Raw genomic sequence first — 21,104 nt, 5'->3', positions numbered from 1 at the left:
CGAGGATTTCCCGCCTCTGGCTAGCGGGGAGAAAGTGGTCGGAGTGGCAGGATTTGAACCTGCGACCCCTGCGTCCCGAACGCAGTGCTCTACCAGACTGAGCCACACTCCGACTTGGAGGCCGGCCTTATAGGTGGGTGTTCCGGAGGGCGCAAGCGCCTTTTTTCGCGAACATGTGACAACCGGAAAAAAGTTCTGAAATGGCCTGTTGCATCCATCCGAGTCGTGAGCTATCTCCACCGCCTCGCCGGGCCCTGACGGGTCTCGCCGTTCCTGCTGGGGAATGGTGTAATGGTAACACTGCGGTTTTTGGTACCGTCATTCTAGGTTCGAGTCCTAGTTCCCCAGCCACTTTTCCTCATCGATTGCTCTAAAAGCCGAAGCCTTTACAGGCCAAGGCGCGCTAGAGCTTGCATCCGCAGCAAGCGCGACTGCGTAGTAGGGTTCAGAGCGGCCGCCTTCCGGTCGCGTGGGGCGCGGCGCGGCGCGGGAGCAGGCTGGCCCCCAGGTCGTTGCACACGGCGATTGCGTTAAAGAGACATGATGCGGGCGACATCGAGGCTTGTTGTTTTCCTCGCGGCGGCGGTTCTTGCGATCGCCTTGGCGGCTTGGGTCGTGATGTCGCGACGGCCGCCGGAAGTCGCCGTCCTCGAGATCAGGCCTGCGACCATCGAGCAGGCGCTGTCCGTCGTCGGTCGCGTGCGTCCGCTGGAGTTGGTGCAGGTCGCCTCACCCAATGCTGGACAGGTCGTGCGCCTGCTGCACGACGAGGGCGACCGCGTCGCAGCGGGTGATCCGCTCGCCGTCGTGCTGGCCGCCGTGGAGCGGGCCCAGACCCAGGCAGATGTCGCGCGCGAGCGGGCGGCGCGGGCCGCCGCCACCGAGGCGCGCCTCAACCATCAGAGGGTCAAGACGCTGTATGACCGGGGCTTTGCGGCCAAGGCCGCGCTGGACGCCGCCCAGGCGGGGCTGGACACCGCCCAGGCCAATGTCGCGGCGGCGTCCGCCGGCGCGCGGGCCTCGGCCGAACGCGCCCAGGAATTCGTTATCCGCGCGCCTATGGCCGGCGTGGTGCTGTTCCGGCCCATCGATAACGGCCAGGTCGTTTCGGCGGGGCAGACGCTCTTCGAGTTGGGCTCGTCCGCCGGAGTCGAGATCCGCGCCGAGGTCGAGGAGGTTTATGCCGACGCCCTGAGGCCGGGCCAGATGGCGCGCGCGGCCCTGTCCGGATCCTCGACGATCTTCTCCGCCCGCGTGACCGAGGTCTCGCCGCGCGTGGACTCCAGTACGGGCGGCCGCTCGGTGCGGCTGTCGGCTGATGGCGAACAGGGCCTTTCACCCGGGCGATCCGTCGACGTCACCATCGTGGTGAAGCAACGTCCCGGCGCGATCGTGATTCCGCGCGCGGCCGTGCTGGACGCCACCGCCGCGCCCAAGGTCTACGTCGTTGACGCGGGCGATGTCGTGCGGGCGCGGTCGATCGCTGTGGCGCGTTGGCCCTCGGTCAACGCCATCGTCGAAAGCGGTCTGCGCGCCGGCGACCGGGTCGTGCTGGAGCCGGCCACGGTGAAGCTGGACGCCCAGGTCAGACCCGTCGCCGCCAAGCCGGACCGCTGACCCCGTGTTCACGTTCAAGGTCGCCCGCCGCTACCTGCTGTCCAACCCCTCGCAGACACTGTTGCTGATTGCGGGGGTGGCGCTGGGCGTGACCGTGTTCATCTTCATTACCGCCCTGATCGCGGGCCTGGCCGTGAGGCTGACCGATCAGGTGACCGGCAATAGCGCCCATGTCAGTTTGCAGCCCGCCACGCGGGTGGCCCGGGTGCTGCCGGGACCGGAACTGCCGGTGGAGTCGGTGGCCCTGGTCTCGACCTTCCAGCGTCAGCAGATCCGCGACTGGCCCATGGTGGTCGATCTGCTGCGCGCCAATCCCGAGGTTTCGGCGATCAGCCCGCAGATTTCCGGCAGCGCCTTCCTGGTCAAGAGCGAGGCGGTCGCCCCCGTGGCGGTGATCGGCGTTGAGCCGCAGGGGATCGACGCCATTTCCCCCATCACGCCGAAGATCATCGAAGGCGACGGCGATCTTGGCGCGAACGGTCTCTTGATCGGCGTGCGCATGGCCGAGGAGTTGGGCCTCGGCGCGGGACAGTCTGTCCTGCTGCGGACCGAGCGCGGCGTGGAGCGGCAATTGACCATCCGAGGTGTGTTCCGCACCGGTCTCCAGAGCCTCGACGAACGTGTCGCCTTCCTGTCGCTGCAAACTGCAAGGCCGCTGTTCGACCTGCCCGAGGGCGTGACCAACATCGAGGTCAAGCTCAAGGACCCTCAGGACGCCCGGGCCGCGGCCCGCTTTCTGGGCCAGGCGACGGGCCTGCGCGCCACGCCCTGGCAGGAAAAGAACGTCGGCCTTGAGGACGCCCTGAAGGCTCAAGGCCAGACCGGCACGATGATCCAGATCTTCTCGCTGATTTCGATCATCATCGGCGTGGCCAGCGCGCTTGTCCTGTCGGCTTACAGGCGACGCAGTGAGGTCGGGATCATGCGCGCCTTTGGCGTGCCGGGCGGGTTCATCCTGTGGGTGTTTCTGCTGCAGGGCCTGTTGATCGGCCTGGTCGGCGCGGTGCTTGGCTGCGCGTCGGGCTATGGGCTTTGCATCTGGCTTGAGGGCGTCACCCGGCCGGACGGCACGTCGATCCTGCCGATCGCGCCCCGCCAGGGCGGCTATGCGGCGGCGCTGGTGCTCACCACCCTGGGCGCGGTGATCGCCTCGATCCTGCCTGCGCGTTCGGCCTCGAAGATCGATCCGCTGGAGGCCATTCAGCAATGACCAACGTGATCGAAGCCCGTGGGATCGAGATGGTCTTTCACAACGGCGATGAGGAAACCCGGGTCCTAAAGTGCATCGACCTGACGCTGGGCCAGGGCGAGCTCGTCGCGATGGTCGGGGCGTCTGGATCGGGGAAGTCGACTCTCTTGTCGATCATCGGCCTTTTGCTTCGCCCAACGTCTGGAACCCTGAGCATCAGCGGTGAGCGGGTCGATGACCTGTCCGAGCGGATGCGGGCGCGATTCCGTAATCAGCGCTTGGGCTTTGTCTTCCAGTTCCATCACCTGCTGCCGGACTTCACGGCGATGGAGAACGTCGCCTTTCCGGCCGCCGCGCCGGGCGGGGGCATCTCGCGCGCGATGCGCGTCCGCGCGCGCGATCTGCTGGCGCGGGTGGGCCTGGAAGATCGTATCGATTTTCCGGCTGCGCGGCTTTCGGGCGGGCAGAAGCAGCGCGTCGCCATCGCCCGCGCCTTGATGAACCGGCCCGACCTGATCATCGCCGATGAACCTACAGGCAATCTGGATCGAGAATCGGCTGACCGGGTCCTGGACCTGATGCGCGAGGTCAACCGAGAGGACGGCGCCACCTTCCTGATCTGCACGCACGATGACGGTGTCGCGGCGCGATGTGGCCGCCGCTTGACGCTCAGTGACGGCAAGCTGGCGTCCAACGTGCGCGATCCTGGCGTGGCGCGCTAAAGCATTTTCCGACGAAGTCGAGCCGGCTCGTCGTCAGAAAAAGCTCTAGTCCGACGGCTCCTCGGCTTTCGACATGGGGTCTTGTCGTCGCGAACGTCAGTGCGGTCTCGCTGCGACGTATTCATCGATTAGCGTTATGTCAGTCCAAGTGCAGTTCGCGATGGCGAGATAGAGGCGCGCCTGGCGCGGTTGAGGCTGCTGTAGCGCTCGTGATCGCCGGGTGTTCATCGCTTTAATTGCCCGAAATTTCGCCATGTCCTTGGCGATAAATCCGTCTCAATTGTTACAGCAATTCACGAAACAAGTTTGATTTTAGTCTCAAACTACTTGTTTTTCTGAGGCTAGCGTGTAATGCCGGGCGCAAAGGGGAATGGAGTTATGATCGTGGAAGATAAAGCTACCCTCATCGAGCTTACCGCTGAAATCGTCGCCAACTATGTGGCCAATAACTCCACGCCGGTGTCCGAACTTCCGGCGCTGATCCGGGCGACGCACGACGCGCTGGCCGGCATCGGCTCGCCGCCGGCGCCCACCGTCGAGGTGGTCACCAAGGCGACCCCGGCCCAGATTCGCAAGAGCATCACGCCCGAAGCGCTGATCAGCTTCGAGGACGGCAAGCCCTACAAGACGCTGAAGCGCCACCTGACCACCCACGGCATGACCGTGGCCGAGTACAAGGCCAAGTGGGGTCTGCCCAACGACTATCCGACGACCGCGCCCGCCTACAGCGAAGCGCGCTCGCAGATGGCCAAGGCCTTGGGCCTGGGTCAGGGCGGTCGCAAGGGCAAGACCACGCGCGGCCGCAAGGGCTGATCGACCCAAGCCTGCGAAGTAACGGGAAGGGGGGCGCGGCGGCGTCCCCCTTTTTCGTGCGCGCTGTCTATTCATCTGGTTCAGAGGTTCCATCTGAACCAGACCGGCTCTAAGCCGCGCCGCGCGTTCCGGCGTTGTCGCCTTCGGCGCCGCCCAGGGCCTCGGCCAGGGCTTCGAGCAGTCTGGGGACCTCGACCGGCTTGGCCACGACCGCGTCCATCCCGGCCTGCGCATACCGCACCCGCTCGTGGGGCAGGACGCTGGCCGTGACGGCGATGATGGGCGTGCGCGTGCGGCCCTCCAGCTGTTCGCCCTCGCGGATCGCCCGGCAGGCCTCGAGCCCGTCCATCTCCGGCATATGGACGTCCATCAGAATGATGTCCCAAGGCTCGCGTCGCCACATCGCCACCGCGCCGTGACCGTCTACCGCGAACTGGGCGTTGACGCCCAAATGTCCTAGCAGGGTCAGCAGCACGGCGCGGTTGGTCTGGTTGTCGTCAACGACCAGGATACGAGGCGCGGTCTCGCCGTCGGCGGCGGAAGACGCGTCCGCCAGCGTCGCCGGGCTCGGCGACGCGGCCGGAGCGGGGGGCGCGACCCGCGCCATGGGGGCGGTCAGAGTGAAACAGGCCCCCCCCTCGGGTGGAGCCGTGAAGGTGATCTGTCCTCCCATCATTTCGGCCAGGGCCTTGCAGATGGACAGGCCCAGCCCTGATCCGCCGACCCGTCGGGTCGACGAACTGTCGAGTTGCGCGAACTTGGTGAAGAGTCGCTCGCGCTGAGTCTCGGGAATCCCGATGCCGGTATCAGTCACGTGCGCGACGATGCTGTCCTCGTCACCGTCGACCAGCACCCGCACGCCGCCCGTCTCGGTGAACTTGACCGCGTTGGAGATCAGGTTGGACAGAACTTGCCGCAGCCGCTCGGCGTCGCCGCGGCGCCAGCCCGCGGCGGCGGGCGAGATATCCAGGCTGAAGTCCAGATCCTTGTCGCGGGCCAGGCTGCCATAGAGCTGGCGCAGCGTGTCCATCTGGCCCGACAGATCGAAGGGGGTCTCGATGATCTCCATCTTGCCGTCTTCGATGCGCGAGACATCCAGGATGGTGTTGATCAGGCCCAACAACGACTGGCCCGAGGCGACGATGGTGTCGAGCCGTCGCCGCTGAACCTCCGCCAGCTCTCCCGACGCCATGATCTGCGCCATGCCCAGAACGCCGTTCAGCGGCGTGCGGATCTCGTGGCTCATGGTCGCCAGGAATTCGGTCTTGGCCAGGTTGGCCGCTTCGGCGCCCATGGCCAGGGACTGGGCCTCGGCGCGCAGTCGGCGGTTCTCGGCGAGCTCGCGCTCCAGCTCGTCATTCAGCGTCTGGCTGGCCAGACGAGCGCGAACCTCGCGGCCGACCACGCCGCGCATCAAGGTCGACATCCCGAGCGCCGTGAAGGCTCCGGCCAGACCGACGAACAGGTGCTGATCGACCGTGTCGCCCGGCGCGTCCCACGCCATGACCGCCAGGCAGATCAGCGAGGCCGCGACGCTGGTAAGGGCTACGCGTCGACTGGGGGCGGAGGTGGCGAACGCCAGGGCCAGAAGCACGAAGTAGACCAGCTTGTGCGGCTCGTCGTGCAGCAGGTGAAAAGCCGCTACGTGGCCCAGGAAGAGGGCGTTCATGCCCAGAACGAGCAGTTCCAGGCGTACGCCCGCGATCCGGCCGCGACGCACCAGGAGCCACGCGCAGAAGGCGTAGATCGCCGTCGTCGCCGTCATGGTGACCAGGATGACGAGCGTCAGGCCGGTCTCGTAGAACGGATGGGCCAGGCTGATCAGAGCGTTGTAGACGGCGGCCGCGATCAGGTAGCCACGGGCGATAGGCACATAAGCCTGGCTCAGCGCGGCCGCGATAGGCGGTGAATTGTCGGCCCTTGAACGCGCCAAGCCCGAACCCCGATCAGCTAGAGCATTTCTCAAGCGAAGCGGTCCCGGTTCGCGTGAAGAAAAATGCGTCAAACGAAAGGCCAGAGCTCACGCCTGACGCCGTCAGGTCGCGGAACGCTCTAGTTGGCGAACAGTACGCGCATGGACAGGTTAAACTCTGATGTGACGGCGTTCGCCTAAACCCCGCTCAAGCTCATTCCGGGGGCGTCTGGCGGGGCGGCGCCGCCGCCATTCAGCGGCCGCTGCATCCAGACGAGGTCGACCCAGCGGCCGAACTTATAGCCCATATCCGGGAAAATCCCTTTCTTTTCAAAGCCAAGTGCGGCGTGCAGCGCGATCGACGCGGCGTTGCCGCTGTCGCCGATGACTGCGCACATTTGCCGCAGGCCCAAGGCCTCGCAGGCTGCGATCAACGCGGCGAGCAGCGCCTTGCCAACGCCGGCGCCGACCGCCTCGGGCGCGACATAGACGCTGTCCTCGACCGTGTAGCGATAGGCCGCCCGCAGCCGGAACGGGCCGGCGTAGCAGTAGCCGACCACCTTGCCGCCCAACTCGGCGACCAGATAGGGCAGGCCGCGCTCGAGGAAGCCCTGCCGCCGGCGCGCCATTTCGGCGGCGTCCGGCGGGATCTCCTCGAAGGTGCCCAGGCCGTTCAGCACGTTCCAGCCGTAGATGGCCGTGATGGCCGGTAGGTCGGCGTCGGTCGACGCCCGGATCACGACGCTCACGCGGTCTTCCACCCCTTCTCCACCGCCCAGACGGCGAAGGCGTAGTCCAGCGCGATCTCCTTGAGGAAGTCGAAGCGTCCGGAGGCGCCGCCGTGTCCGGCCTCCATGTTGATCTTCAGCAGCACCGGATTGCCGCTGGTGGTGGCCGGCCGCAGCTTGGCGACCCACTTTTCGGGCTCCCAGTAGGTGACGCGCGGGTCCGACAGGCCGCCGGTGGCCAGGATGGCCGGATAGGGCTTGGGCCCGATGTTGTCGTACGGCGAATAGCTGGCGATGTAGTCGTAGGCCTGCTTGTCCTCCAGCGGGTTGCCCCATTCGGGCCACTCCGGCGGGGTCAGGGGCAGGGTGGTGTCGCTCATGGTGTTGACCACGTCGACGAACGGCACTGCCGCGATGATCCCGGCGAACAGGTCGGGACGCATGTTGGTGATCGCGCCCATCAAGAGGCCGCCGGCCGAGCCGCCATAGGCGACCGTATTGGCGGGCTTGCCGTAGCCGGCCGCGTGCAGGTGCTCGGCGCAGGCGATGAAGTCGGTGAAGGTGTTCTTCTTCTTGAACTTCTTGCCGTCCAGGAACCAGCTCCAGCCCTTTTCCGAGCCGCCGCGCGGGCAGGCCGTGGCCCAGATCCAGCCCCGGTCCACCAGGCTGAAATTACGGATCGAGAAGCTGGGCTCCATCGCGATGCCATAGCTGCCATAGCCGTACAGCAGCAGCGGCGCCGTGCCGTCCAGCTTGGTTCCCTTCTTCATCAGGACGAAGATCGGCACCTCGGCGCCGTCGGCGGCCTTGGCGTTGAGGCGGCGAGTCTCGTACTGCGACGGATCGTGGCCCGAGGGGATCTCCTGGGTCTTGCGCAGGGTGCGCTGGCGGCTCTTCATGTCGTAGTCGAACCACTGACGCGGCGTGGTCATCGAGTTGTAGACGAAGCGCACCGTGTCGGTGTCGTACTCGTAGCCGCCTTCCAGCGACAGGGCGTAGGCGGCCTCGTCGAAGGCGATGGCGTGCTCGGCGCCGTCCTTGGCCGTGACGACGACGCGGTTGAGGGCGTCGACCTTTTCCAGGCGCACGAACCAGGTCTTGAAGGCCATGGTCCCGGAGATCAGGCGGCCGGGCTTGTGGGCCACCCAGTCCTTCCAGTGGGCTTTGCCGGTGGCGCTCTCCGGCGTGGTGACCAGCTTCCAGTCGACAGCGCCGTCGGCGTTGGTGCGGATCACCCAGTGGTCGTTCCAGTGCTCGACCTCGTAGCGCACCCCCACCTCGCGCGGGTGAAACACCACCGGCTTGGCGGTCGGGTTGGCGGCGGGGATGATCAACGCCTCGCTGGTCTCCTGATTGCCGCAGGAGATGACGACGTACTTCTCGGAGCTCGTGACGCCGACGCCGATGAAGAAGCCTTCGTCCGGCTCGTCATAGATCAGCACGTCGTCCTTAGCCGCGCCCTTGACGGGGCGGCGGTAGATCTTGGCTGGGCGGCCGTTGTCGTCCCGGAACGTCCAGAACAGCCACTGGCCATCGGGCGAGAAGCAGAAGTCGCCGGTGGTGCTTTCCACGGCCTCGCCCAGCATCGCGCCGGTCGCCAGGTCCTTCACGTGGATGCGGTAGACTTCCGAGCCCTGTTCGTCGACGGCCCAGGCGTAGAGCTTGTGGTCGGGCGAATGGCTGGCCGCGCCGACCTGATAGAAGGCCTTGCCCTTGGCTTCCTTCTCTTCGTCCAGCAGCACCTCTTCGACGCCGCCTCCCACCGGTTTGCGCGCGTGGACCGGATGCTGCGCGCCCTTGTCGTAGCGGGTGTAGTATTCGAACGGACCGTCCTTGGCCGGGACGCTGGCGTCGTCCTCCTTGATGCGGCCCTTCATCTCTTCGAACATCGCCGCCTGCAGCGCCTCGGTCGGGGCCAGCATGGCCTTGGTGTAGGCGTTCTCGGCGGTCAGGTGTTCCTTGACGTCGGCCTTGATCAGGCTGGGATCACGCAGGACCTTCTGCCAGTTGTCGTCCTTCATCCAGGCGTAGTCGTCGGTCCGCGTGCGGCCCAGCTGGGTGATGGTCTTCGGAATCTTCTTGGCCACGGGCGGCGCGGGGCGGGCGGCGTTGTCGGCGGTCATGGGGGATCCGAAAGCTGTTCCAGACAAGAGTGTGGTCGATGACGTAAGCGCCGCGGCGGCCCCCGTCATCATCTGACGTCGATCCATGCGTGAATTCCCCGTAGCTCGAACACCCCGCGCGTGCGGCACAACGACAACTTGCGGTGCGTGACCGCTGTGGTCAAACTCCCTCAAGCGTCGGGCTAGTCTGTCGTAGCGTAACAAGGGGGGGCGACATGCCGGTGGACCTGTCCGTCGACCTGATCAAGGCGACGGTCCAGTTGGAACAGCCGTTGGCTGACGGGTCTCGCACCGTCGGAACCGGCTTCCTGATCGCCGACATCGCGCCGGACGGCAAGCCGCGCACGATCCTGATCACCGCCGCGCATGTTCTGGAAAAGATGCCGTCGGTGACGGCCAGGATCGGCTATCGCGTCCAGAGCGCCGACCGGGTCTGGCGCTACGATCCCGAGGCCCTGCAGATCCGCAACGGCGATCATCCCCTCTGGGTCAAGCACCCCACGCGCGACATCGCGGCCATGGTGGTCGAGGCGCCGCAGGAGTTCGTTCGCGCGGCGATCCCGCTGAACTATCTGGCCAAGGACGACACCTTCAGCGACTTCAACCTTGGCCCTGGCGACGAGATGATGGCCCTGGGCTTTCCGCGGGGGCTGTCGGCCAATCCCGCCGGGTTTCCTATCCTGCGCTCCGGGCGGGTCGCCTCGTACCCGCTGACCCCGTCGGCCGATTTCCCGACCTTCCTGTTGGACTTCGCGGTGTTCCCGGGGAACTCGGGCGGACCGGTGTTCATGGCGCAGGCCGGGCGGCGTCGCCCCGGCGCCAACGAGGCCCAGGACGTGCAGTTTATCGCGGGGGTGCTGACCCAGCAGGTCGAGCTTTCGGGCGAGCGCCTGGAAATCGGCATCGTCACCCACGCCAAGTTCATCCGCGAGACCTTGGCGCTGATCGACCAGATGCCCGGCGGCGCCGTGACTCAGGCGCGGGCGTCTCGACCGCCGTTCCCTCCCGCGCCTGTGATCGCCTCGGTCTCCACGCCGGCCGCAGCGATTGGCGCCAACCGCTGACGGAACCCTAATGGCGCCGTCCTCGTTTTCTTCCGCGACGCACAACAGCGACGCAGAGGAGCGAGTCATGAGCAGCAATCGTATCGAAGGCGCGATCGACAAGGGTGTGGGCGCGGCCAAGGAAGCCGTCGGCAAGGCGACCGGCAACGAGAAGCTCGAAGCCGAAGGCGCGATCCAGAAGACCAAGGGCGACATGCAGAACAAGATCGGCAAGGCCCAGGACAAGATCGGCGACGCGATCAAGCACTAAGCGCCCGCTAAGACTGACGTATCGGCCGCCGGAGCGATCCGGCGGCCGTTTGCGTTTACAGCAGCATGGCGTGCTCGGCCCGCAGGGCCTTGACCAGGGCGTCGACGTCGGCGGGCGTACTGAACAGGCCGGGTGTCACGCGGATCACCGGAGCCTTCCTGACGCCCCCCCGCCAGATGGTGTGAACGCGATGCGCGTCGAACAGGCGCTTTTGCACCCGCCGCGCGGCCTCGTCGGTGGTCATGCCTTTCAGGCGAAAACTGGTGATCGCGCAGTAGCGGGCCGGATCGTCGGGAACGCAGATCTCGACATTCGCGAGGTCCCTCACGGCCTGGACCCAACGGTCGCGCAGGCCCCGCATGTGCCCCTCCTTGGCCGCGCCGCCGACGGCGAAATGGAAGTCGACGGCGGTCGGGATGGTCATGACCGCAGCAAAGTTCACGGTGCCCGACGGGATGCGGGTGTTGATGTTGTCGTCCGGAAAGTTGCGGTTCTCGAAGGCGATGTCGATATCGGCGAGGCGGCTCTTGCGGATATACATCGCGCCGGTGCCGAGCGGCGCCGAGGTCCATTTGTGCACCGACCAGCCGACGAAGTCGGCGCCCAGGTCCTCCAGTTGGAAGTCCAGGCAGGCCACGCCATGGGCGGCGTCGACGATGGTGTCCACGCCCCGCGCCCGGGCCATGGCCACGATCTCGCGTACGGGGGTGACGAGGCCGGTCTTGTTGGAAACCTGGGTGACCAGCAGCAGCTTGGCCTCCGGCGTGCGCTTGAGCACGTCCTCATAGGCGGCCAGGATGTTGGCCGTCGTCGCGGGCTCGGGCATGGCGAACTCGACGACCTTGGCGCCCTTGTGCGTGCCCAGCCAGCGCATGGCGGCGATCATGGTGTCGTAGTCCAGATCGCAGCAGATCACGCCGTCGCCGGCCCTCAGCGGCTTATAGTTGGTGATCAGCATCTGCAGGGCGTCGGCCCCGCTGCGGGCCAAGGCGATCTCGTCGGCGCCGCAGCCGACCAGCCGCGCGATCGCCGCCTCCGCCGCCCGAAAGGCGCTGTTCCAGCCCTCGCCGCCAGGCAGGACGTTGCGGGCCCAGATGGCGTTGGCGCGGTTCACCATCGCCGTGTTGCGCGCGAAGGCCTCGGCCGTCACGCGGGGCATCATGCTCCAGTAGCCGGCCTCGAGATTGTGATAGCCAGGCTCGACGTCGAACTGGCGGTGGAGCTCGGCGACCGGGATCGAGTTGGGGGCGAGCGGGGCCGCTGCTGCGGGCGTCGCGGCTTGCGCGACGCCCGCGCCGGCCATCAGGGCCGACCCGCCGGTTGCGGCGGTGGTCAGAAATTGGCGACGGCTGGGGGCGAAGGGCATGCTCGGACTCTCTCGTCGGCGTTGGCGCGCCGAGCAGGTCCACGATCTGGGCCTTAAGGCAAGGTGATGGTGGCGCTTCTCAAGCGCGTTCTTGCGCTTGAGAGCGACTTAGGCGCCTCCTCGGCGTCTTGAACCCCAAGCGCCTTCGCGGGCTTCAGACCTCCTCGTAGGTCGCTGCGTAGTCGACCGGGAAGTTCACCGAGCGGGCGATGAAGCAGACCTTGTGAATCTCGTGGTGGATGGCGTCGGCCTTGGCGAGGTCGGCGCCGGCCTCCACCACGATGTGCGGCCGCAGCGTCGCGCGCAGAAAGCGGCCGGCTCCGTCCGGCGTGCTCTCGCCGACGCCGAGCGGCTGGTCGCGATAGCCGCGCACCACGATCCTGGCGGTGCTGGCCAGGTGCAGATACCAGAGCATGTGGCAGGCGCTCAGCGAGGACAGCAGCAGGTCCTCGGGATTGTGCAGGGTCGGGTCGCCGCCCAGTAGCGGATCGTTCGAGCACGGCACCGGCGGCTTGCCCGGCGTGGCGATGCTCCAGGTGCGGTCATAGCCGCGATAGGTGCGGGTGCCCTGGCCTCGGTCGCCGGTCCATTCGATCAGGCTGGTGTAGTCGTGCTGTTTGGCCATCTTGCGCTCCCTGGACGGCCGAACGCTATCGCGATTCAGCCGTCCAGAGGCTGGCATGATCAGCCGTAGATGATCGAGATGGTCTCGGCCACGCAGGCGGGACGCTCTTCGCCCTCGATCTCGATCGTGCACTCGTTCTTCATCTGCAGGCCGCCGGCCTTGGGCTCGACGGCGAGCAGCTTCTGGCGCATGCGCACCTTCTTGCCGACGCGCACCATGCCGGTGAAGCGGACTTTGTCGCAGCCATAGTTGATGCCGCGCGTGACGCCCGTGACGCGCAGGATGCCCGCGCCCAGCATCGGGATCAGCGACAGCGTCAGGTAGCCGTGAGCGATCGGGCCGCCGATTTCCTTGGTGGCGCGTTCGACGTCGACGTGGATCCACTGGTGGTCGCCGGTGGCCTCGGCGAACAGGTTGACCCGCTCCTGGGTGATCTCCACCCAGTCCGAAACGCCCAGTTCCTGGCCCACGAGGCCGGCGATGTCGGCGTAGGCGACTTCTTTCATCATAAACCTCCCAAACAGTTGTTTGGATAGAGACCAGTCGACGCAAGCCGGGTCAACCCCGGCTAGAGCGTGACGCCGAAAGTGGGAACCGGTTTCGGCGCGAGTCACGCTCTAAGTATTTGATTTAGAGCCTCGTTATCGCGTCAGAACGATGCCGTTTTGACGCGCGAGGCTCTAGACGATCCGGCTCTCGCCCTTGCCCCAGTAGCCGTCGCGGATCAGGCGCTTGTAGAGCTTGCCGGTCGGATGGCGGGGCAGTTCGGCCATGAAGTCGATGCGGCGCGGCGACTTCACGTGGCTGAGATTGGCGCGGGCGAAGGCCATCAGCTCCTCGGCCAGGGCGACCTGGTCGTCGCCAAGGTCCATGGGCTGGATCACCGCAACGACCTGCTCGCCCATCTCCTCGTGCGGCGCGCCCACCACGGCGGCGTCGGCGACCTTGGGGTGGGTGATCAGCAGGTTCTCGATCTCCTGCGGATAGATATTCACCCCGCCCGAGATGATCATGAAGCTCTTGCGGTCGGTCAGGTAGAGGAAGCCCTCCTCGTCGACCCAGCCCACGTCGCCCAGCGTCGTCCAGCCGTGCTTGTTGTAGCTCTCGGCCGTCTTCTCCGGGGCGTTGTGGTAGTTCACCGCCGGGCCGTTGGCGAAATAGACCGTGCCCTCGGTGCGGGGCGGGACGGGGTCGCCGGCCTCGTCGCAGATGCGCAGCTCGCCCAGCACCGCCTGGCCGACACTGCCCTTGTGGGTCAGCCAGTTCTCGGAGTTGATCCAGCAGAAGCCGTTGCCCTCGGTGCCGGCGTAGTACTCGAAGATCACCGGACCCCACCAGGCGATCATCTGCTCCTTGACGGGAATCGGGCAGGGGGCGGCGGCGTGGATCGCCGACTTCATCGACGAGACGTCGTATCTGGCGCGCGCCTCTTCCGGCAGCTTCAGCATCCGCACGAAGTGGGTCGGCACGAACTGGCCGCAGTTGACCTTGTGCTTCTCGATCAGGGCGAGCGCGACCTCGGGGTCGAACTTCTCCATCACGATCACCGTGCCGCCCAGCTTGTGCACCGTCATGCACCAGCGCAGCGGCGCGGCGTGATAGAGCGGCGCCGGCGACAGATAGATGCTGTCGCCGGAGAAGCCGAACAGGCCCTGGGCCATCATCTGCAGGGCGTTGGGCGCATCGATCGGCCCGCCGCTGAGCGCGGGCTTCACGCCCTTGGGGCGTCCCGTGGTGCCCGACGAATAGAGCATGTCGGTTCCGGCGCTCTCGTCGGTGATCGGCGTCGTCGGCTGGCTGTCACGCGCCGCGACGAAGTCGGCGTAGGCGCCGTGCGCGCCACCCACCGTGAACAGCGACAGGCCGGGAACCAGGGCGGCGATCTCATCGATCACCGGGCCCATGGCGGTCGAGGTGATGAACACCTTGGTCCCGCAGTCCTGCAGGATGTACTCGGCCTCGGCGGCCGTCAGCTTGGTCGAGATGCAGACGAAATAGAGACCCGAGCGCTGGGCCGCCCACGCCACCTCGAAGAAGCGGGCGTTGTTCTCCATAAGGATGGCGATGACGTCGCCGGGAACCAGGCCCAGCGACCGGAACAGGTGCGCGCCCTGGTTCGAGCGGGCTTCCAACTGGGCGTAGGTGACGACCTCGCCGGAGCCGGACATGACATAGGCGGCCTTGTCGCCTTGCGACTGGGCGTGGAGGTAGGGGTGCATATCCGGGACCTCTGCGTCTGTTTCTAACTCGATTTCGATCTGTCATCTCGGACGGGCCGTAGGGCCGATCCGGGACCCAGGGGGCGCCAGAGCGCAGTGCGCGCCGCCCCTGGGGCCCGGCTCTCCCCCGGCTTTCGCCGGGGTCCGGCCGGGATGACACGGGTAGGAGGCTAGGCGGCCACGGGCTGGTTGGCGGCGGCCAGGATCATGTCCGCGCCCTTTTCCCCGATCATGATCGAGGGGGCGTTGGTGTTGCCGGAGATCAGGCGCGGCATGATCGAGGCGTCGACCACGCGCAGGCCCTCGACGCCGCGCACACGCAGTTGCGCGTCCACCACGGCCATCGGCCCGTTCCCCATCTGGCAGCTGCCGACCGGGTGATAGAGGGTCGATCCGGTCTGGCGGGCGAACTCCAGCAACTGCTCGTCGGTCTGGACCTCGAGGCCAGGGTTCATCTCGCTCTCGACATACTGGGCGATGGCCGGCTGCTGGCCGATCTTCCGCGCCCATTTCAGGCCGGCGACGATGACTTCCTGGTCCAGCGGATCGGCCAGATAGTTGGCGAAGATCGCCGGATAGACCGACGGATCGGCCGACTTGATCCGGATGTGCCCGCGGCTTTCGGGGCGGAGCTGGCAGGGCGCGATGGTCATGCCCGGGGCGCCTTCCAGCTCCATCTTCTGCTCGTTGAACAGCTTCTCCAGGTCCATGGTCGCCGGCAGGATGTGGAACTGGATATCCGGTCCGGCCAGATCGGGACGAGACTTACAGAAGGCCGCGACGTGCGCCGCCGACAGGGTGAGCAGACCTTTGCGGAACAGCAGATACTTCATCGCCTCGGCCGCCAGGCGCCCGCCCTTGCTCTGCTCGTTGACCGAGATGGTGCCCGACTTCAGGCGGTAGCGGGCGGCGACGATGTAATGGTCCTGCAGGTTCTCGCCGACGCCGGGCAGGTCGGCTACGACCTCGATCCCATGCTCGCGCAGCAGGCCGCCGGGGCCGACGCCCGACAGCTGCAGCAGCTGAGGCGAGTTGATCGCGCCGCCCGCCAGGATGACCTCGCCGCGCGCCATGGCCACGCGCCGCTCGCCGTTCTGGGTGAACTCGACGCCGACGGCGCGCTTGCCCTCAAACAGCACGCGGCCGGCCAGGGCGTTGGTCTCGACCCGCAGGTTCGGGCGCTTCATGGCGGGGTGCAGGTAAGCCACCGCCGACGAGCAGCGCGCGCCGTTCTTCTGCGTCACCTGATACCAGGTCGCGCCTTCCTGGTCGGGACCGTTCAGGTCGGCATAGCGTGGGATGCCGGCCTGGTCGCAGGCCTCGATCAGGGCTTCGGAGATCGGGTGGGCGTCGCGCATGTCAGCGACGTTCAGCGGGCCGCCGGTGGCGTGCAGATCGCAGCCCCCGCGCTCCTGGTTCTGGGCCTTGCGGAAATAGGGCAGGACGTCGTCCCAGGCCCAGCCCTCGCAGCCCAGCTGCCGCCAGCCGTCATAGTCGGCGGCCTGGCCGCGCACATAGAGCATGGCGTTGATCGAGGACGAGCCGCCCAGGACCTTGCCGCGCGGCCAGACGTGGGTGCGGCCGCCCGTGCCGGGGTCCGGCTCGGTGGTGAACAGCCAGTTGACCTTGGGATCCTTCAGGGTCGACGAGTAGCCGACCGGAATGTGGATCATCAGGTTCGAGGCGAACTGCGAAAGGTTCTTGGTGGGGCGGTCGTCGCCGCCGGCCTCCAGCAGCACCACCTTGTAGCGGCCGTTTTCCGACAGGCGCGCGGCCAGCACGCAGCCCGCCGAGCCTGCGCCGACCACGACGTAGTCGGCCTCGATGATCCCGGTCATCGCTTCTCTCCCTTTGCCGTCAGCGTTCGCGTCGCGTGATCGGTGTTTAGTTGAGAGGATGAGCCCAGCTGCGCCCATTGCGCAAGTTGCCGTCGCGGCGCCGTTGGTCGAACACCGATCTTGGGTATCCTGACGCTAACGGAAAGATACCCTAGGGAGCGTAAAGTGGACCTGATCAGTCAGACGGTGGTGGACGGCAAGGCTGGCCCCGGAGCGCCGCCGACCTATCCGACCCTCAGCGATGTCGACCTGGCCGATATCTTCCGCTTCACCAAGGGCCAGCCCTGGGCCGACTTCGCCCGGATGCGCGAACAGGCGCCGGTGATGTGGCACCCCGAGCCGTTCGACGGTCCGGGCTTCTGGGCTCTGACGCGCTATGAGGACGTTCACCGGGTCAATGGCGATCCGGAGACCTTCTCGTCCCAGCGTGGCGGCATCCTGATGTCGATGGGCGCGCCGGAAAAGCGCCATGCGCTGCTGTTCCGCGCCTCGATGGACACCATGATCAACATGGACGCGCCGCATCATCTGCAGCTGCGTCGCGAGCACATGCCCTATTTCACGCCGTCCTATCTGCGCGCCCTGACCGAGCGCGTGAAGGGCGAGGTGACGCGTCTGCTCGACGAGATGGAGCCGCTGCTGGCGAACGGCGCCGAGATCGACATGGTCGAGCACTTCTCCAGCGTGCTGCCGCTGTTCACCCTGTGCGAGATCCTGGGCGTGCCGCCGGAGGACAGGCCCAAGTTCCTGACCTGGATGCACTACCTCGAGCGCGCCCAGGACCTGGCGGTCAAGCAGGCCAACGCGCCGATGCAGCCGACGCTGGAGCTGATGCAGTTCGTCATGGACTTCAACAACAACGTCGAGGAGATGTTCGAGTACGGCCGCATGATGCTGCACAAGCGTCGCGAGGACCCGAAAGAAGACCTGATGACCGCCATCGCCCGCGCCCAGCTCGACGGCGCGGTGCTGCCCGACGAGTATCTGGACGGCTCGTGGCTGCTGATCGTGTTCGCCGGCAACGACACCACCCGCAACACCCTGTCGGGCGCGATGAAGCTGCTGACCGAGTTCCCCGACCAGAAGCAGAAGCTGATCGCCGATCCGTCGTTGCTGGCCGGGGCGGTCGACGAGTTCATCCGCATGGTCAGCCCGGTGATCTACATGCGCCGCACGGCCACGCGCGACGTCGAGGTCAATGGCCAGCTGATCCGCGAGGGCGAGAAGGCGATCATGTACTACGGGGCGGCCAACCGCGATCCGGCCATGTTCGAGAACCCCGACCAGCTGGACGTCACCCGCGCCAACGCCGGCAAGCACATCGCCTTCGGCTACGGCCCGCACACCTGCATCGGCAAGCGCGTGGCTCAGATTCAGCTGGAGGAAGCCTATCGCCAGATCCTGGCCCGCTTCCCCGACCTGAACTGGACGGGGAACATCGAGATCGCCCCGAACAACTTCGTGCACGCGATCAGTAAGCTGGGTGTGAAGCGGGGCTGAAGAAGGGCGCGCCGGCCGCGAGGGTCACAACTCGCGCCGGCGCTGTAGGGCGTCCGGAATGGGGGGCTCCGGACACCGCTAGAATGGCTCAGCTTGACCGCTTGCGCCCCGCGACGCGCGGTCGCAGCGAACCCAAAACAGCAGAGCGCCCCAAGGCCCAAGGCCGGGTCTTGTTCTTCGGCGCCTTCGAGTCATACGATCGTTTGAACCGAGACCGTGGAGGAAGCCATGTCGCAACCGACCTTCGAGACCCTGCTGTATGACGTCGAGGACGGGATCGCGACGATCACCCTCAACCGTCCCGACCGGATGAACGCCTTCACCGCGCGGATGATGAAGGACCTGATCGAGGTGTTCGACGTCACCGACGCCGACGATGCGGTCAAGGTGGTGATCATCACTGGCGCGGGCCGGGCTTTCTGCGCCGGGGCGGACCTGGGCGCCGGCGGCGCCACCTTCGACCGCACCAGCCCACAGGCGCTGGAGCGCGAAGAGGGCAAGGTCGGCGACATCTATCGCGACGGCGGCGGCCGGGTCACCCTGCGCATGTACGACAGCCTCAAGCCGATCATTGGCGCGATCAACGGCGCGGCTGTCGGCGTGGGCGTGACCATGCAATTGCCGATGGACATCCGCCTGGCCTCGACCGAGGCCAAGTTCGGCTTCGTGTTCGCCCGTCGGGGCATCAATCCGGAGGCGGCGTCCAGTTGGTTCCTGCCGCGCCTCGTCGGCCTGCAGACCGCGCTGGAGTGGTGCTACACCGGCCGTGTGTTCCCGGCCTCCGAGGCGCTGGAGAAAGGCCTGGTGCGCTCGCTGCACGCGCCCGAGGAACTCCTGCCCGCCGCCCGCGCCCTGGCCCGCGAGATCGCCGACAACACCGCGCCGGTCTCGGTGGCCCTGACCCGTCAGCTGCTCTGGCGCATGGCCGGCGCCGACCACCCGATGGAGGCGCACAAGGCCGACAGCCGCGCCATCCAGTCGCGCGGCGCGTCCGGCGACGCCAAGGAGGGCGTCACCTCGTTCCTCGAAAAGCGCGCGCCGGTCTATCCGAACAAGGTCTCGACCGACGTGCCCGACATCTGGCCCGAGTGGAAGGACCCTGAGTTCCGGTAATGGGGCGCAGGCGCGCATTCGCCGCGCCCGCGCTCACCGGCCGTTAATCACGTTCTGGTCTGCTGGCGGCCATGAGCGAAGCCGCGCTGACACCGTCGTTCGAAGAGCCCGAGGCGCCCAAGGCCGCGCCCCGCTCACGCACGACCCTGCTCAAGCGGTTGGCCGATGTCGTCTGCCTGCCCAGCAGCCGGATCAACGCCTTCGAGCGGTCGATGACGGCCGACCTGCTGGTGGAGATGCTGCGCGACGCCAATGTCGGCGAGCGCGAGAAGGTCGCCCGCCGCCTGGCCATGCTCAACGAGATGCCGGGCGTGCTGGTGCGCCTGCTGCTGCGCGACGAGCTGCCCGTGGCGCGCGCCCTGCTGGTCGATTCCGAGAAGCTGTCGGACGCGGATCTGATCAACTGCCTGTATCAGGCCACGACCGAGCACCGGCGCCTGATCGCCCAGCGTCGCGGCGTCAGCGAGGTGGTGGCCGATGCGCTGATCGAGGTGGGCGAGCCGGCCGTCATCGAGACTTTGCTGCGCAACGAACTGGCCAGGCTCAGCCACCAAGGCGTCGAGAACATCGTGGCTGCGACGCGTGACGCGCCGCACTTGATCCCGCTGCTGCTGCGCCGCGCCGAGCTTCGGCCCAGCCACGCCTACGTGATGTTCTGGTGGGCCGACTCCGAGGCTAGGCGCACGATCCTCCAGCGCTTCGCGGTGTCGCGCGAGATTCTGCAGGACGCCGTCGGCGATGTCTTCGCCCTGGCCTCGGCCGAAGGCTGGCAGGACCCGCTTTCCCGCAAGGCGCTGCAGTTCATCGAGCGCCGCCAGCGCAACCGCGCCGCCATCGCCAAGAGCCCGTTCGCCAGCCTCGACGAAGCGGTCGCGGCCGGAGAGGCGGGCTTCACCCGCGAGATCGCCGAAGAAATCTCGTACCTGTCGGGCCTCAAGCCGATGACCGGCGCCAAGATCTTCACCGATCGTGGCGGCGAGCCGCTGGCGATCCTCTGCAAGGCCACCGGCCTTCCGCGGGGCTGCGTGCGCCAGCTCTGGCGGGGTCTGCGCCGTCAGGAGGTGGATCGCTCGGGCGCGCCCGACCCGGCGCTGGAACGCGTGCTGACCGTCTATGACACCGTCGCCGTCGACCGCGCCCAGACGGTGCTGCGCTACTGGAACTGGTCGCTGACCTCGGCCCTGACGCCGGCGCTTCTGAAGGCGATCCGCGACGGCGATCAGGGCGCAATCGACGAATACTCGGCGCCGCAGCGCGCCGCCATGCTGGCGCTCTCGCGCGACTTTGGCCGTTAACGCCGCGATATCGCCGATATTTAATCGACCGCTCGTATCGATACTCAGGATATCCATCGTCGTCTGTCGCCATTTCGAGTAGCGACAGGCGTTCGCGAACATTAGACCATTACGAATGATCTCTTGCCGGGCTTCATATTGCTCGGGCTCAGTAATCTCGCTATGCACCCTTCGACTGATCTAGGAATCAGCCGCACCAACAAAAAGATTTGGCGACGGGCGACGCATATGGAAGATCAATCTGACCTGATCGAAATGACGGCAGGCATCGTTTCCGCCTATGTCGGCAACAACTTGGTTTCGACCGCCGATCTGCCGGCCCTGATCAAGCAGGTCCACGCCGCGCTGGCCACTGTCGGCGCCCCGGCCGCCGAACCGGCCCCCGCGCCGAAGGAGCCGGCGGTGCCGGTTCGCAAGTCGATCACGCCCGACTACCTGATCTGCCTGGAAGACGGCCGGAAGTTCAAATCGCTGAAGCGCCACCTGCGCACCAAGTACGACATGACGCCTGAGGACTATCGCGCCAAATGGGGTCTGCCCAAGGATTACCCAATGGTGGCGCCGAACTACGCGGAGGCGCGTTCGAACCTCGCCAAGCAGATGGGGCTGGGCCAGGGCGGTCGCAAACCCGCGCGCAAGGCGAAATAGACGAGTCGGAACAAAAGCTTGGTCGTTCGCGGCCTCTGCAAATATCAGCGCCCGTCGTCCGCATCCGGACGGCGGGCGTTGT

15 protein-coding genes, 2 tRNA genes and 4 pseudogenes are annotated in these 21,104 nt (G+C 66.7%); 11 read left to right on the top strand and 10 right to left on the bottom strand.

Going from position 1 to position 21,104, the window contains the following annotated elements:
• Positions 1 to 35 precede the first annotated feature (35 nt).
• A tRNA-Pro gene (locus tag CSW63_RS18525) sits at positions 36 to 112 on the bottom strand.
• A 165-nt stretch (positions 113 to 277) separates the two neighbouring features.
• On the opposite strand from CSW63_RS18525, the gene CSW63_RS18520 reads away from it, so the two are divergent.
• From CSW63_RS18520 to CSW63_RS18500, 5 genes are all read left to right on the top strand, one after another.
• Positions 278 to 351: transfer RNA gene (locus CSW63_RS18520), tRNA-Gln, on the top strand.
• Between the two features lie 189 nt (positions 352 to 540).
• Positions 541 to 1,617, top strand: a complete 1,077-nt coding sequence (locus CSW63_RS18515) for an efflux RND transporter periplasmic adaptor subunit (RefSeq protein WP_062093540.1) — start codon at positions 541 to 543, stop codon at positions 1,615 to 1,617.
• A gap of 4 nt (positions 1,618 to 1,621) precedes the next feature.
• Positions 1,622 to 2,827 carry an ABC transporter permease gene (locus tag CSW63_RS18510; protein ID WP_062093541.1) on the top strand — a complete coding sequence of 402 codons (1,206 nt, stop codon included), beginning with the start codon at positions 1,622 to 1,624 and terminating at the stop codon, positions 2,825 to 2,827.
• The gene (locus CSW63_RS18505; RefSeq protein ID WP_062093542.1) at positions 2,824 to 3,528 is read left to right on the top strand and encodes an ABC transporter ATP-binding protein; all 705 of its coding nucleotides are present in this window, start codon (positions 2,824 to 2,826) and stop codon (positions 3,526 to 3,528) included. The genes CSW63_RS18510 and CSW63_RS18505 overlap by 4 nt, the downstream gene beginning before the upstream one ends.
• Before the next feature lie 384 nt (positions 3,529 to 3,912).
• Complete coding sequence (locus CSW63_RS18500) at positions 3,913 to 4,341, top strand: MucR family transcriptional regulator (RefSeq protein WP_012640096.1); 429 nt, start codon at positions 3,913 to 3,915, stop codon at positions 4,339 to 4,341.
• A gap of 109 nt (positions 4,342 to 4,450) precedes the next feature.
• Here CSW63_RS18500 and CSW63_RS18495 read toward each other — a convergent pair whose 3' ends face one another.
• The 3 genes from CSW63_RS18495 to CSW63_RS18485 form a co-directional block, all read right to left on the bottom strand.
• Positions 4,451 to 6,214 (bottom strand): ATP-binding protein, encoded by a 1,764-nt coding sequence (locus CSW63_RS18495; protein WP_231737263.1) that lies wholly within the window; start codon positions 6,212 to 6,214, stop codon positions 4,451 to 4,453.
• A 236-nt stretch (positions 6,215 to 6,450) separates the two neighbouring features.
• Positions 6,451 to 7,002: a GNAT family N-acetyltransferase gene (locus CSW63_RS18490; RefSeq protein WP_062093550.1), complete on the bottom strand. Its 552-nt coding sequence runs from the start codon at positions 7,000 to 7,002 to the stop codon at positions 6,451 to 6,453.
• Positions 6,999 to 9,191, bottom strand: a complete 2,193-nt coding sequence (locus tag CSW63_RS18485) for a S9 family peptidase (protein WP_062093544.1) — start codon at positions 9,189 to 9,191, stop codon at positions 6,999 to 7,001. The genes CSW63_RS18490 and CSW63_RS18485 overlap by 4 nt, the downstream gene beginning before the upstream one ends.
• Positions 9,192 to 9,197: 6 nt before the next feature.
• Between CSW63_RS18485 and CSW63_RS18480 the strand changes: the two are divergent.
• Positions 9,198 to 10,168: pseudogene (locus CSW63_RS18480) on the top strand (serine protease).
• A gap of 67 nt (positions 10,169 to 10,235) precedes the next feature.
• Positions 10,236 to 10,429, top strand: a pseudogene (locus tag CSW63_RS18475) (CsbD family protein).
• A gap of 44 nt (positions 10,430 to 10,473) precedes the next feature.
• Here the strand turns inward: CSW63_RS18475 and CSW63_RS18470 are convergent.
• The 6 genes and pseudogenes from CSW63_RS18470 to CSW63_RS18450 all read right to left on the bottom strand — a co-directional run.
• Positions 10,474 to 11,784, bottom strand: a pseudogene (locus CSW63_RS18470) (aminotransferase class V-fold PLP-dependent enzyme); the annotation flags it as partial.
• Between the two features lie 154 nt (positions 11,785 to 11,938).
• Positions 11,939 to 12,409 carry an OsmC family protein gene (locus CSW63_RS18465; protein ID WP_062093548.1) on the bottom strand — a complete coding sequence of 157 codons (471 nt, stop codon included), beginning with the start codon at positions 12,407 to 12,409 and terminating at the stop codon, positions 11,939 to 11,941.
• A gap of 59 nt (positions 12,410 to 12,468) precedes the next feature.
• Positions 12,469 to 12,915, bottom strand: coding sequence for a MaoC family dehydratase (locus CSW63_RS18460; RefSeq protein WP_062093549.1), 447 nt, complete (start codon positions 12,913 to 12,915; stop codon positions 12,469 to 12,471).
• Positions 12,916 to 13,089: 174 nt separating this feature from the next.
• Entirely contained in the window at positions 13,090 to 14,628 is a 1,539-nt protein-coding gene (locus tag CSW63_RS18455; protein WP_099503099.1) for an acyl-CoA synthetase, read from the bottom strand.
• A 23-nt stretch (positions 14,629 to 14,651) separates the two neighbouring features.
• Positions 14,652 to 14,771, bottom strand: a pseudogene (locus CSW63_RS23880) (hypothetical protein); the annotation flags it as partial.
• A 27-nt stretch (positions 14,772 to 14,798) separates the two neighbouring features.
• Positions 14,799 to 16,466: a GMC family oxidoreductase gene (locus CSW63_RS18450; protein WP_062093670.1), complete on the bottom strand. Its 1,668-nt coding sequence runs from the start codon at positions 16,464 to 16,466 to the stop codon at positions 14,799 to 14,801.
• A 165-nt stretch (positions 16,467 to 16,631) separates the two neighbouring features.
• Between CSW63_RS18450 and CSW63_RS18445 the strand changes: the two genes are divergently transcribed.
• From CSW63_RS18445 to CSW63_RS18430, 4 genes are all read left to right on the top strand, one after another.
• A complete protein-coding gene (locus tag CSW63_RS18445; RefSeq protein ID WP_062093671.1) occupies positions 16,632 to 17,966 on the top strand; it encodes a cytochrome P450 in 1,335 nt (444 codons plus the stop codon).
• Positions 17,967 to 18,194: 228 nt separating this feature from the next.
• Complete coding sequence (locus CSW63_RS18440; protein ID WP_062093672.1) at positions 18,195 to 19,079, top strand: crotonase/enoyl-CoA hydratase family protein; 885 nt, start codon at positions 18,195 to 18,197, stop codon at positions 19,077 to 19,079.
• Between the two features lie 71 nt (positions 19,080 to 19,150).
• Entirely contained in the window at positions 19,151 to 20,374 is a 1,224-nt protein-coding gene (locus CSW63_RS18435) for a DUF2336 domain-containing protein (protein WP_062093673.1), read from the top strand.
• Positions 20,375 to 20,602: 228 nt separating this feature from the next.
• On the top strand, positions 20,603 to 21,022 hold the full coding sequence (locus tag CSW63_RS18430) for a MucR family transcriptional regulator (RefSeq protein ID WP_062093674.1): 420 nt from the start codon (positions 20,603 to 20,605) through the stop codon (positions 21,020 to 21,022).
• Positions 21,023 to 21,104 lie beyond the last annotated feature (82 nt).

It is taken from the genome of Caulobacter sp. FWC26, assembly GCF_002742645.2.
Classification (GTDB): Bacteria; Pseudomonadota; Alphaproteobacteria; order Caulobacterales; family Caulobacteraceae; genus Caulobacter.
Note: the sequence above shows the minus strand (reverse complement) of the source record. Positions and strands in the feature narration are given on the sequence as shown.

What these genes read in the sequence shown, in the direction of transcription:
- CSW63_RS18515 (WP_062093540.1), top strand. Translation starts at nt 541, where the DNA reads ATGATGCGGGCGACATCGAGGCTTGTTGTTTTCCTCGCGGCGGCGGTT.
- CSW63_RS18505 (WP_062093542.1), top strand. Translation starts at nt 2,824, where the DNA reads ATGACCAACGTGATCGAAGCCCGTGGGATCGAGATGGTCTTTCACAAC.
- CSW63_RS18485 (WP_062093544.1), bottom strand. Translation starts at nt 9,191, where the DNA reads ATGGATCGACGTCAGATGATGACGGGGGCCGCCGCGGCGCTTACGTCA.
- CSW63_RS18465 (WP_062093548.1), bottom strand. Translation starts at nt 12,409, where the DNA reads ATGGCCAAACAGCACGACTACACCAGCCTGATCGAATGGACCGGCGAC.
- CSW63_RS18460 (WP_062093549.1), bottom strand. Translation starts at nt 12,915, where the DNA reads ATGAAAGAAGTCGCCTACGCCGACATCGCCGGCCTCGTGGGCCAGGAA.
- CSW63_RS18455 (WP_099503099.1), bottom strand. Translation starts at nt 14,628, where the DNA reads ATGCACCCCTACCTCCACGCCCAGTCGCAAGGCGACAAGGCCGCCTAT.
- CSW63_RS18450 (WP_062093670.1), bottom strand. Translation starts at nt 16,466, where the DNA reads ATGACCGGGATCATCGAGGCCGACTACGTCGTGGTCGGCGCAGGCTCG.
- CSW63_RS18440 (WP_062093672.1), top strand. Translation starts at nt 18,195, where the DNA reads ATGTCGCAACCGACCTTCGAGACCCTGCTGTATGACGTCGAGGACGGG.
- CSW63_RS18435 (WP_062093673.1), top strand. Translation starts at nt 19,151, where the DNA reads ATGAGCGAAGCCGCGCTGACACCGTCGTTCGAAGAGCCCGAGGCGCCC.
- CSW63_RS18430 (WP_062093674.1), top strand. Translation starts at nt 20,603, where the DNA reads ATGGAAGATCAATCTGACCTGATCGAAATGACGGCAGGCATCGTTTCC.